This window comes from Dietzia sp. HMSC21D01 (assembly GCF_001815995.1).
Classification (GTDB): Bacteria; Actinomycetota; Actinomycetes; order Mycobacteriales; family Mycobacteriaceae; genus Dietzia; species Dietzia cinnamea.
Genome location: NZ_KV824000.1, coordinates 1 through 10,447 on the forward strand (window position 1 = coordinate 1; position 10,447 = coordinate 10,447).

The window sequence follows — 10,447 nt, forward strand, 5'->3', positions numbered from 1 at the left end:
GCACCGGGGCCGGGGGTCGCCCGCACCGGGGTCGCCCGCACCCGCACCGGGGTCGCCCGCACCCCCGGGCCGGGGGTCGCCCCGATCTGCGCCGAGTGGTCACAAGCGCAGGGCCGACGGGGTCGCGACCGGCGCAAACGTGATCGGATTCGACCGTTCGGCGCTACCCCGCCGGCTGACGGGCGGGATCCGGTGGCATCCGAGTAGGGGGATGGTTAGCGTTCGGAGTCGCACATCAGAACGGGCGTCCAGGTTTCTGGGTGGAAGTACCCGCGGGCGACCATGCTCGCAGGTACCGTGACAGGAGTCACATTTATCGACGGAGGGTAGAGGATGTTGCAGAACGCGCTGATCGCCACGGTTCGAGTGAGTGTGGCCACCTACGCCGGGGTGACGCAGCTCCTCGTGGACAACACGCTCGGCCGCGTACTCGACACGAACCCGGACAAGGTCCGCTAGGCGCCGGTCGACCCCTGAGGTGCGCCCGTTTCGGCCTCCGGGGTGGCATCACGGACCTCGCCGACGAGTCGGGCGAGCACGTCCTCCAGAACCACGAGACCCGACGGGCCGGCTGCGGAGGTGTCGTCCGCGGCGTCATCGCGGTCGACGACCCCCAGGTGGGCCCGGGCCCGCTGCATGGTGGCCAGCACGTCGTCCAGTGGCGTGTCGGGCGACACCGAGCCGAGCCGGCGGATCCGCTCGGGGCGCAACGGGCGGGACGGGTCGTCGGCCAGGACGTCCTTGACGTGGACTTACCCCACGTACCGGCCGTCGCGGAGCACGGGGAACCGAGAATGCCCGGTGCGGACGCACAGCTGTTGTATCTCGCCGGTCGTGAGGTCCGCGTCCACCGCGTCGACCTCATCGAGCGGTCGGAGCACATCCGCCGCGGTGATGTGATCGAACCCCAGCGCGCCCGCGAGGAGGGTGGTCTCGTCCTCGTCCAGCAGGCCCGATTCGCCGGCCGCCGCGACCATCCCGCGCATCTGGTCCACCGTGACCGTGGTGTCCACCTCGGACTTCGGCTCGACGCGTAGGACGTGGCGCACGACGAGGTCGGCGGTCTTGTTCATCAGCCAGATGGCGGGCAGGAACACCAGGACGAACACCCGCAGGACCGGACCCAACAGCAGCGCGGCGGCGGCGGGCCGTGCGATCGCCATGTTCTTGGGCACCATCTCGCCGAGCACCATGTGCAGGAACGTGACGATGAGCAGGGCGATCACCAGCGCGATGGGGTGCGCGAACCCGGTCGACACCCCCAGCCACTCCAGCGGCCTCTCGATGAGGTGCGCGATGGCGGGCTCGCCGACAGCGCCGATGAGGAGGGAACACGCGGTGATCCCGAGCTGCGTGGCGGCCAGCGAGAGCGACACGTTCTCCATGGCACGCAGTGACCACCGGGCGCGGGTGCTGCCCCGGGCCGCGCGGGGCTCGAGGTGGTCGCGGCGCGCGGAGACCATCGCGAACTCGGCGGCCACGAAGAAGCCGTTGCCCAGCAGGAGGGCGGCGAGCACCAGGATCGCGACGCCGTCACTCATCGGACTCCTCCGTCCCCGCGTCGCCGGAGTCGTCCGGCTCGCCGCGCAGGACCGTCGCCCGGACCCGCTCGGCCCGGTAGTCGCTCACCGTCTCGACCCGCAGCCGCACACGGGCCCGGGTGGGGAGGTCGTCGCGGTCGCGGTGCTCGTGGTCGTGGGCCTCCAGCTCCACCTCGTCTCCGACCTCGGGGAGGCGGTCCGCCGATTTTGACAGCACCCCGGACAGGGTCGACGCGGCGCCCGCCGGGGGGATCTCCAGCCGCAGGATCGCGCCCAGTTCGTCGGGCCGCATCATCCCGCCGACCAGGACCGTGTCGTCGTCGATCCGCTCGTGCGTGCGGGACGCGCGGTCCTGCTCGTCGTCGATCTCGCCGACGATCTCCTCCACCAGGTCCTCGAGCGTGACGATCCCCGCGGTACCGCCGAACTCGTCCACGACCACCGCCATCTGCAGATCGGTCTGCCGTAGCAGCCGCATCAGGGGATCGAGGGTCATCATCTCCGAGACCACGGTCGGCTCGGCGGCGATGTCGCGCACCGGAGTGCGGTCCCGCTCATCGGGGTCCACGGCCAGCGCCTGGCGGTAGTGGACGACGCCCACCACCTCGTCGACGGTGCCGCCGAGGACGGGGAAGCGGGACCGGCCGGTCGCGGCGACGGTGTCCAGCAGGTCCTGCGCAGTGTGGTCGCGAAGAAACGTCACGAGCGGCCTGGGCACCATCGCGTCGGCCGCCCGGTGCTCGCCGAACGAGATCGACCGGGTCACGAGCTCGGCGGTGTGCGGGTCCATCACGCCCTCGCGTCCCGACCGCGCCGCCGACGCCCGCAGCTCCTCGGGGGAGCGGGCGTCACCCGGTTCCTCCGTCGGGGTGAACCCGAGCAGGCGCAGCACCTGGTTGGCCGAGGCGTTGAGGGCGGTGACCAGCCAACCGAACACGGTCATGAACGTGCGCTGCGGATGCACGACCAGCCTCGCCACCTGCATGGGTGCGGCGATGGCCCAGTTCTTGGGGACGAGCTCGCCGAAGACCATCTGGAGGAAGGTGACGACGACGAAGGCCGCCGTCATCGCGATACCGCGGGCGGCGGCCTCCGGCATTCCGGACAGGCCCAACGCGCCGGTGAGCAGTTCCCCGACGGAGGGGCCCGTGAGGTATCCCGCCACGAGGCTGCTGACCGTGATGCCGAGCTGGGCCCCCGACAGGTTCGTCGAGGTCTTCGAGAGCGAGGAGTCCAGGGCCGCGGCGACGCGATCGCCCTCCGAGCCGGCGGCGCGGACGTCGTCCCGGTTGACGGTGAGGAACCCGAACTCGACCCCGACGAACAGCGCGTTCGCTGCGATGAGCAGGACCAGCGCCAGCGTGAGGAGGAGTGCGACGGTCACCGGTCGACCGGGCTACTGACCGTCGGCCGTGCCGTCGGAGCCGCCGACGGCGTGGTCCGGCTGCTCGGGGGTCCGGTACACCTTCGACTGCTCGGCCCGGTCGGCTGAGCTCTCACCGGACGCGCCGGTGGCCGCGTCGCCGGCGGCGTGCCCGGTGTCGCCGGCGGTCGAGGGCCGGGACGCCGGGGCGCGACCCTCCTCGTCGGTGCCTCGGGTGGTGCTCCCGTCACCGGCGCCGGAGCCGTCGACGGTGTTGCCGAGCTCCTCCGGCGACTCGTCGGGCACGCGGGCGTCGTTCTCGGGTCGGGTCGAGTCGGTCACGGTCGCCTCCGGGGGTCGTCGGTGGGTCGTGCTGTGTGGTGCCTCGGTCTGTGGTGTCGACCCTAGCCGTGTCCGCCACGGCCCGTCGGGCTCTCGCGGCGTCACAGGTGTGCCTTAGTCTGGTGCCCATGTCGGACAATCCCTTCGGTCGGGTCATCACCGCGATGGTGACCCCCATGCACGACGACGGCTCGATCGACTTCGACGCGCTGCAGCGACTCGCGGTCCATCTCGCCGACCACGGCCACGACGGTCTGCTGGTCAACGGCACGACCGGCGAGTCGGCCACCACTACGGACGACGAGGACTACGACAGCGTCGCCGCGGTCGTCGAGGCCGTCGGCGACCGCGTGCAGGTCATGGCCGGATGCGGCACCAACGACACCGAGCACTCCATGCGAGCGGCCCGCGAGATGGTGGCGAGGGGTGCGGACAGCCTGCTCGTGGTGACCCCGTACTACAACAAGCCCACACAGCACGGGATCGTCGAGCACTTCCGGATGATCGCCGAGGCCGCCGACCGGCCGGTGATGGCGTACGACATCCCGGGGCGCACCGGCACCGCGCTGGCCACCGACACCATCCGTCGGCTCGCGGAGATCCCCCACGTGCGGGCGGTCAAGGACGCCAAGGGGGACCTGTTCGAGGCCAGCCGCCTCATGGCCGAGACCGACCTGCTCTGGTACTCGGGTGACGACGTGCTCAACCTGGCGTTCCTGGCCCTCGGCGCCACGGGGATCGTCTCGGTGGTCGGCCACGTCGCCGGCGACGACTACCGGGCGATGATCGACGCCGTGGACGCGGGCGACCTGCCGCGGGCCCGCGAGATCCACACGCGCCTCATCCCGGCCGTGGACGCCATCATGCACACCTCGCAGGGCGCCATCCAGGTCAAGGCCGCGCTGAAGATGGCCGGTCTCATCGGCTCGGACCGCCTGCGCATGCCGCTGCTCCAGGGGCCGCCCGAGCATCAGGCCAAGCTGCGCGACGGGCTGGCCGCCGCCGGGCTGGCCTGACGGGTCGCTCCTAGCGGAACGCCGCGGCCTCCGTGCACCGCCGCCACAACGCGGCGGCGGTGGCACGGTCGTGCGAACGGCGGCTCGACCGGGTGAGGTGCGGGTGCCCCCGCAGACCACCGAGGCGGTCCGGTCCGACGAACGCCCCGCCCGGCACGTCGGGCACCGTCGCGGCGTAGAGCACGGACAGCGCGCCCGTCTCCGGTGACAGGCCCGCCCAGGTGAGGGAGTTGCCGAGTGCGAAGAACCGGTCGGCGACAGGGTTGCCGCTCTGCCGGATGAGTTCGGTCGCGGTGTAGCCGGGATGCGCGGCGACCGAGCGGAGGCCGCCGCCGGCCCGCTCGAAGTGCCGCTGCCACTCGTAGGCCAGCATGATGCACGCCAGCTTGGAGTTCGCGTACGCGGCCATCGGCCGGTAGCCGCGGACGTCCATGCCGAGGTCGTCGGTGTCGACCCGCCCCATCAGATGCGCGAGGGAGCCCAGCCAGACCACGCGGTCCGTCAGGATCGGCTCGAGGCCCAGGGTGAGCGCGTGGTGGCCGAGGACGTTGACCCCGAACTGCATCTCGTGGCCCTGCGCCGTGCGGGCGTGCGGGATGTTCATCACGCCGGCGTTGTTGATGAGGACGTCGACCCGGCCGCCACCGGACCGTGCCGCGTCGGGCGCCGAGGCCTCCGCCCGCATGGCGGCGACGAACTCGTCGACCGAGTCCAGATCGGCCATGTCCAGCCGGCACACACGCGCTCGCTCGCGCGAAGCCTCAGGAAGGGTCGCGCGCGCCGCCTCTGCCTTCTCCAGGTTCCGGCAGGCCATCACGACCCGGGCCCCCCGCGCCGTGAGCGCGGCCGTCGTGGCCAGCCCGATGCCCCCGTTGGCGCCGGTCACCACGAACGTCCGCCCGGTCTGGTCGGGGATGTCGACGGCGGACCATCTGCGGGATCGTGTCATGAAGATCAGTCAACCAGCCGCGCCTGCCCTGCGGTGGTGCTCTCCTGTGGTAACGCGGGGATATCGTCCGCGATCTCTTTGTGACACACTCGTCGGGGTGCGTGAGTCCCACAGGCCACACGCCTCCCTCACCGTTCGAGATCCCGGAGTACCTCCATGACGTTCGACCGCCGATCCTTCCTCCGTCGCGCAGGCCTCAGCGCGGCCGGGGCCGGCGCCATCGCCGCGGGCCTGACCCCCGCGGTGGGCGCTCAGTCCTCCATCCCCGCCGAGATCGGTGCCCTGCCGGGCGCGGGAGCCGGGGTCCCGGTCGGCACGCTGCTCGACTACGCCTCCGGCCCGCCGTCGGCGGCGTCGGTCCGCGCGGCCGGCCACATGGGTGCCGTGCGCTACTGCTCTAACCGCCGCCCCGGCGCCGAGTGGATGTCCGGCAAGCCGCTCCTGCGCCGCGAGGTCGACGACTTTCGTGCCCACGGACTGAACATGGTCTCCTGCTACCAGTACGGTCGCGCCGAGACCGCGGACTGGAAGGGCGGCGCCGGCGCCGGCGATCACCACGCGCCCATCGGCATCCGCATCCACCGGGAGGCCGGCGGGCCGTCGGGCGTGCCGATGTACGTGGCGATCGACGACAACCCCACCCGCTGGCAGTTCGACAACCAGATCCGCCCGTACCTCGAGCGCTGGCGCGCCCACCTGCACGGCTCGGGCATGAAGCTCGGCGTGTACGCCAACGCGCCGACGATCGACTGGTGCCGGCAGATCGGCCTCGGGCAGTACTTCTGGCAGCACGACTGGGGTTCCGGTGGGCGGCTCAACCCGGCCGCGACGATCCACCAGCTGCCCGTGGCGCAGCAGGTCACCGTCGGCGGTGTGGTGTCCGACCTCAACCGCGTCTACGCGCTGGACTACGGCCAGTGGTGGCCGATCGACCCGCTCGCGCTCGCGCAGTCGGCGCTGGGCAGCTCGATCTGACCGACCGGCGACGCTTCGGCACGCCCCGGCGTCGTCCGCGTCCGCGATCCCGCGGCCGGCGACACCGGGGCGCACTGCTATCCGGCGACGGTCACTCGACGGTGATCTCGCCCATCGTGCCCCACTGATCGCCCTCCGCCGGGGTGTTGATGATGCGCGGCGTTCGCTCGAGGTACCGGGCGGCTGACCCCGTGAACTGCTGGAAGTGGTCCGACTGCACATGCAGGGCCGGCGCGTCGCCCTCGCGGAACGCCTCGCACAGCAGGTAGGTGTTCGGGGACTCCGGCGAGCGGTACCAGTCGAACCACAGGTTGCCCGCCTCGGCGCGGGTGGCCTCGGTGAACTCGCGGGTGATCTCGAGCCAGGAGTCGGCGAACTCGGGTTTGACGTCAAAGCGCACGTTGATGAGGATCATGTCCCCATCCTGCCGGGCCCGGCGAGGGTCGTCGAGGCGTGGCTCGGCACGGGCGATTCGGCCGTGACTCGCCCGGCGTCGCCGCACACGCCTACCCTGTATCAGGTGACCATCGAGCTGAGCATCGAGAACCCGTGCGTCCCGCAGGCGGAGGCCGACTCCTCCGTCCGCGCCGTCTGGAACCGCTTGTCGCTCGACGCGACCTCGAGCCGGAACGAACCGCTGATCGCGGGTCTGGTCCTGGATCTCATCGACGGGTGCGACGACCTCGGTGAATCCCTGGCGCGGCTCGCCGCGTCCCGGATCGCGACGCCCGAGATCGGCCGCCACGTCCTGGAGAAGGAGATCCGGGCGGTGCTGGTCGAGCACCCCCACGTCCTCGACGCCGTGGCCGCGGACCTCGTGGTGAGCTACGAGAGGAACCCGGCCTACCCCAACTATCTGGTGCCCTATCTCTTCGCCAAGGGTTTCCTCGGGCTCCAGGTGCACCGCGTCGCCCACGAGACGTGGAACTCCGGTCGCGTGATGGCCGCGTCGTTCCTACAGAGCCGCATCTCCGAGGTCTTCGCGATGGACATCCACCCGGCCGCGCGGGTCGGCTCGGGCATCCTCGTCGACCACGCCACCGGCATCGTCGTGGGGGAGACCTGCGTGATCGGCGACGGCGTCTCGATCCTCCAGGGCGTCACCCTCGGCGGCACGGGGAACGAGGACGGCGACCGGCATCCCAAGATCGGGTCCGGCGTCCTGCTCTCGGCGGGCTCGATCGTGCTCGGCAACGTCCGCGTCGGCGACTGCTCGAAGGTCGCCGCCGGTTCGGTCGTCCTGCACGAGGTCCCGCCCCACACCACCGTGGCGGGAGTGCCCGCCAAGATCGTCCGCCGGCACGCGGATTCGCTGGTCCCCGCCGAGCGGATGGACCAGGAGATCGACCCGCAGGGATAGGGCGGCGAGCCGATGCGGGTCCTGGTGGTCGACGACGAGCCGGCGCTGCGCGAGAGCCTGCGCCGCGGCCTGGCCGCGGGCGGGTGGTCCGTGGAGACCGCCCCCGACGGCGAAGCCGGTCTCGAGATGGCCTGCGGCGACGACTTCGACGTCGTCGTGCTGGACATCATGATGCCGCGCCGCAGCGGCTACGAGGTGGTCCGCGAGATGCGGCGACGCGGCATCTGGACCCCTGTGCTCATGCTCACCGCCAAGGACGGTGAGTACGACGAGGCCGACGCGTTCGACCTGGGAGCCGACGACTACCTGGTCAAGCCGTTCTCGTTCGTCGTCCTCGAGGCGAGGCTACGGGCCCTGGTGCGCCGCGGCGCACCCGAACGACCCGCCACGTTCGAGGCCGGCGACCTCGTCGTGGACCCCGCCGCGCGGGAGGTCCGCCGGGGCGACACCCGGATCAGCGTGACCGCCAGGGAGTACGCGGTGCTCGAATACCTCATCCGCAACCGTAACCAGGTGGTGTCCAAGGCGCAGATCATGCGTGCCGTGTGGGACTCCGCCTACGACGGGGACGACAACATCGTCGAGGTCTACGTCGGATACCTGCGTCGCAAGATCGACACCCCGTTCGGTGCCCACGCCATCGAGACCGTCCGCGGCCAGGGCTACCGGCTGGTCGACAGCGAGGTCACTCCTTCAGGGACAGCGCCTCGCGGTAGGTGAGCTTGCGGCCGGTCTGCATGATCGACCGGCGGTAGACCCGCTCGGCGATCCGGATGATCACCGCGGCGGTGACGAGCGTGATCACGGTGGCGACGGCCGGCTCCCACCACGACGCGGTGCCGGCCACCAGGCGGATCGGCATCGTCACCGTGGACATGATGGGCACGTAGGAACCGATGACCTGCCACGTGTCCTGGAGGAAGAGGCCTCCGAAGAACACGATCATGATGACCGTGAGCAGGGGCGAGGTGGTGGTCTGGACGTCCTCGGCGCGGGTGGCCATCGCACCGGCGACGGCGAACAGGCATGCCAGCGCGACGAAGCCGATGACGAAGAGCACCAGGTACCAGACCGCCGCGCCGGCGACCGATGGCAGCAGGGTGGCGTAGTCGGTGAAGCTGAGGCCGATCAGGCCGATGGCCACGAAGATCACCATCTGCCCCAGGGCGAGGGCCGTGGCGCCGACGACCTTGCCGACGAGCAGCTGCCGCAGCGGGATGGCGGCGGCGAGGATCTCGACGATCCGCGACTGCTTCTCCTCCACGACGCTGTTGGCGATCACGTATCCGAAGAGGATCGCCGCCATGTAGAAGAGGAAGACGAACACGAACCCGGCGATCACCTGGACCCCCTCGTCGTCCGTCCCGTCGGCCTCGAGGAGACGCTCCTCGACGACCGAGCCCGCGGTGAGATCGGCGACAGTGGTCCCGGCGGCCGCGGCGTTGCGCTCGAGCGCGTCGGCCGCCACCGTCGCGCTGACCGCGGCGGCGACGTCCGAGTCGACGCCGTCGGAGCCGACGAGCGTCCACGCCCCCGGCTCGCCGAGCAGGGCGGCGTCGACGTCGCCGTCGCGTACCGCCTGTTCGGCCGCCGCCGGATCCGCCACCTGCTCGATCCCGAGTCGCACGGTGGGTGCGCCCGCGGTCGCCGAGGAGTCGGTGTCCTCGCCGTCGGCGGCGTCGGCCCGCACGTTCGTCTGCTCGACGATCGTCACCGCGTCGCCCGAGACGACAGCGATCCGCTTCTCCCCGTCGTCCCCGCCCAGCAGGAACGACACCCCGAACGCGACGATGAAGATCGCGATGGTCGTGAGGGTGGAGATGATGAAGTTCCGGTCGCGCAGTTTGACCATGATCTCGCGCCCGGCGACGATCCGCCATGCGGCGTCCGTGGAGCGGGGCCCGGTGGAGGCGTCCTCGTGGTCGGCCGACGACGGGCGTCGTGTGAGGGGGGTGGTGGTCATGAGGTCACCTCGCGGTAGATATCGGACAGGCTGGGCACGACCCGGGCGAGCTCGCTGACGCTGCCGCGGGCCATCGCCTCACGCAGGACGAGGTCCGTGCTCCCCGGGCCCTCGAGTTCGAGCAGTGCGGCCGGGCCGTCGACGTCCACGACGTGCACGCCGGGCAGTGAACGCACCCAGCCGGCGTCCCCGCCCACGACGAGGCGGTGCAGCACCCGGCCCCGGCTGCGGAGCTCGGACACGGTCCCGGTCGACACGACCCGCCCTCGGGCCAGGACGACGAGCTGGTCGCAGAGCCGCTCGACGAGATCGAGTTGGTGGGAGGAGAACAGGACGGGCACGCCCCGGGTGGTGTACTCGCGCAGGAGGTCGACCATGGAGTCCACCGCGGCCGGGTCCAGGCCGGAGAAGGGCTCGTCGAGGACGAGGAACTCGGGCTCACCGATGACGGCGGCCGCGATCTGGACGCGCTGCTGATTGCCGAGTGAGAGCGACTCGAGTTTGTCGCCCGTGCGCTCGCCCAGGCCGAACCGGTCGAGGAGGTCGAGCGCGGTGTGCTTGGCGCCCGCCGCGCTGCGGCCCTGCAGCCGGCCGAGGTAGACGAGCTGGTCGAGGATCGGCTGCTTCGGGTACAGGCCCCGCTCCTCCGGCATGTAGCCGAACGTGCGCCGGTCGGCGACCGTGACCTCGCGACCCGCCCACGTCACGGTTCCCGCGCTGGGCTGGAGGACGCCCATGATCATGCGCATCGTGGTGGTCTTGCCGGCGCCGTTGCCGCCGACGAAGCCGGTCATCGCCCCGGCGGGGACCTCGAAGGTCACGCCGTCGACGGCGAGGTTGTCGCCGAATCGTCTGGTCAGTCCGTTGACTCCGAGCATCGTGCCCTCCCTGGCGCCGGTGTACTGCTCACGCTAGGAGCGTGGGTCAGTAACACGCCA

The 10,447-nt window shown here is 71.3% G+C and carries 13 protein-coding genes; 5 read left to right on the top strand and 8 right to left on the bottom strand.

Annotated features, from left to right (window positions below; genetic code table 11):
• The first annotated feature begins 333 nt into the window (after positions 1–333).
• Complete coding sequence (locus HMPREF3086_RS19780; RefSeq protein ID WP_256386791.1) at positions 334–459, top strand: hypothetical protein; 126 nt, start codon at positions 334–336, stop codon at positions 457–459.
• Here HMPREF3086_RS19780 and HMPREF3086_RS19645 read toward each other — a convergent pair.
• The 4 genes from HMPREF3086_RS19645 to HMPREF3086_RS12310 all read right to left on the bottom strand — a co-directional run bounded on the left by HMPREF3086_RS19645 (position 456) and on the right by HMPREF3086_RS12310 (position 3,246).
• Positions 456–677 (bottom strand): hypothetical protein, encoded by a 222-nt coding sequence (locus tag HMPREF3086_RS19645; RefSeq protein WP_232303028.1) that lies wholly within the window; start codon positions 675–677, stop codon positions 456–458. The two genes, HMPREF3086_RS19780 and HMPREF3086_RS19645, sit on opposite strands and share 4 nt — an antisense overlap.
• 75 nt (positions 678–752) lie before the next feature.
• Complete coding sequence (locus tag HMPREF3086_RS12300; RefSeq protein ID WP_244881703.1) at positions 753–1,541, bottom strand: hemolysin family protein; 789 nt, start codon at positions 1,539–1,541, stop codon at positions 753–755.
• Positions 1,534–2,925, bottom strand: coding sequence for a hemolysin family protein (locus HMPREF3086_RS12305; protein ID WP_061229263.1), 1,392 nt, complete (start codon positions 2,923–2,925; stop codon positions 1,534–1,536). Before HMPREF3086_RS12305 ends, HMPREF3086_RS12300 begins: the two co-directional genes overlap by 8 nt.
• A gap of 12 nt (positions 2,926–2,937) precedes the next feature.
• Positions 2,938–3,246 (bottom strand): hypothetical protein, encoded by a 309-nt coding sequence (locus HMPREF3086_RS12310; protein ID WP_061229262.1) that lies wholly within the window; start codon positions 3,244–3,246, stop codon positions 2,938–2,940.
• Between the two features lie 128 nt (positions 3,247–3,374).
• Between HMPREF3086_RS12310 and dapA the strand changes: the two genes are divergently transcribed.
• Positions 3,375–4,262: a 4-hydroxy-tetrahydrodipicolinate synthase gene (gene dapA / locus HMPREF3086_RS12315; protein ID WP_061229261.1), complete on the top strand. Its 888-nt coding sequence runs from the start codon at positions 3,375–3,377 to the stop codon at positions 4,260–4,262.
• Between the two features lie 10 nt (positions 4,263–4,272).
• Here the strand turns inward: dapA and HMPREF3086_RS12320 are convergent, their stop codons facing one another.
• Positions 4,273–5,211, bottom strand: coding sequence for an SDR family NAD(P)-dependent oxidoreductase (locus HMPREF3086_RS12320; RefSeq protein WP_061229260.1), 939 nt, complete (start codon positions 5,209–5,211; stop codon positions 4,273–4,275).
• 156 nt (positions 5,212–5,367) lie between these two features.
• Between HMPREF3086_RS12320 and HMPREF3086_RS12325 the strand changes: the two genes are divergently transcribed.
• Complete coding sequence (locus HMPREF3086_RS12325) at positions 5,368–6,186, top strand: DUF1906 domain-containing protein (RefSeq protein WP_061229259.1); 819 nt, start codon at positions 5,368–5,370, stop codon at positions 6,184–6,186.
• A 91-nt stretch (positions 6,187–6,277) separates the two neighbouring features.
• On the opposite strand, the gene HMPREF3086_RS12330 is transcribed toward HMPREF3086_RS12325, so the two are convergent.
• Complete coding sequence (locus HMPREF3086_RS12330; RefSeq protein ID WP_061229258.1) at positions 6,278–6,601, bottom strand: putative quinol monooxygenase; 324 nt, start codon at positions 6,599–6,601, stop codon at positions 6,278–6,280.
• Between the two features lie 105 nt (positions 6,602–6,706).
• On the opposite strand from HMPREF3086_RS12330, the gene epsC reads away from it, so the two are divergent.
• Positions 6,707–7,546, top strand: coding sequence for a serine O-acetyltransferase EpsC (gene epsC / locus HMPREF3086_RS12335; RefSeq protein ID WP_061229257.1), 840 nt, complete (start codon positions 6,707–6,709; stop codon positions 7,544–7,546).
• Between the two features lie 12 nt (positions 7,547–7,558).
• On the top strand, positions 7,559–8,266 hold the full coding sequence (locus HMPREF3086_RS12340) for a response regulator transcription factor (RefSeq protein WP_061229256.1): 708 nt from the start codon (positions 7,559–7,561) through the stop codon (positions 8,264–8,266).
• On the opposite strand, the gene HMPREF3086_RS12345 is transcribed toward HMPREF3086_RS12340, so the two are convergent.
• On the bottom strand, positions 8,232–9,509 hold the full coding sequence (locus HMPREF3086_RS12345; protein WP_070722128.1) for an ABC transporter permease: 1,278 nt from the start codon (positions 9,507–9,509) through the stop codon (positions 8,232–8,234). The two genes, HMPREF3086_RS12340 and HMPREF3086_RS12345, sit on opposite strands and share 35 nt — an antisense overlap.
• Positions 9,506–10,387 (bottom strand): ABC transporter ATP-binding protein, encoded by an 882-nt coding sequence (locus HMPREF3086_RS12350; protein WP_061229254.1) that lies wholly within the window; start codon positions 10,385–10,387, stop codon positions 9,506–9,508. The genes HMPREF3086_RS12345 and HMPREF3086_RS12350 overlap by 4 nt, the downstream gene beginning before the upstream one ends.
• Positions 10,388–10,447 lie beyond the last annotated feature (60 nt).

What these genes read in the sequence shown, in the direction of transcription:
- HMPREF3086_RS19780 (WP_256386791.1), top strand. Translation starts at nt 334, where the DNA reads ATGTTGCAGAACGCGCTGATCGCCACGGTTCGAGTGAGTGTGGCCACC.
- HMPREF3086_RS12300 (WP_244881703.1), bottom strand. Translation starts at nt 1,541, where the DNA reads ATGAGTGACGGCGTCGCGATCCTGGTGCTCGCCGCCCTCCTGCTGGGC.
- dapA (WP_061229261.1), top strand. Translation starts at nt 3,375, where the DNA reads ATGTCGGACAATCCCTTCGGTCGGGTCATCACCGCGATGGTGACCCCC.
- HMPREF3086_RS12320 (WP_061229260.1), bottom strand. Translation starts at nt 5,211, where the DNA reads ATGACACGATCCCGCAGATGGTCCGCCGTCGACATCCCCGACCAGACC.
- HMPREF3086_RS12325 (WP_061229259.1), top strand. Translation starts at nt 5,368, where the DNA reads ATGACGTTCGACCGCCGATCCTTCCTCCGTCGCGCAGGCCTCAGCGCG.
- HMPREF3086_RS12330 (WP_061229258.1), bottom strand. Translation starts at nt 6,601, where the DNA reads ATGATCCTCATCAACGTGCGCTTTGACGTCAAACCCGAGTTCGCCGAC.
- HMPREF3086_RS12340 (WP_061229256.1), top strand. Translation starts at nt 7,559, where the DNA reads ATGCGGGTCCTGGTGGTCGACGACGAGCCGGCGCTGCGCGAGAGCCTG.
- HMPREF3086_RS12345 (WP_070722128.1), bottom strand. Translation starts at nt 9,509, where the DNA reads ATGACCACCACCCCCCTCACACGACGCCCGTCGTCGGCCGACCACGAG.
- HMPREF3086_RS12350 (WP_061229254.1), bottom strand. Translation starts at nt 10,387, where the DNA reads ATGCTCGGAGTCAACGGACTGACCAGACGATTCGGCGACAACCTCGCC.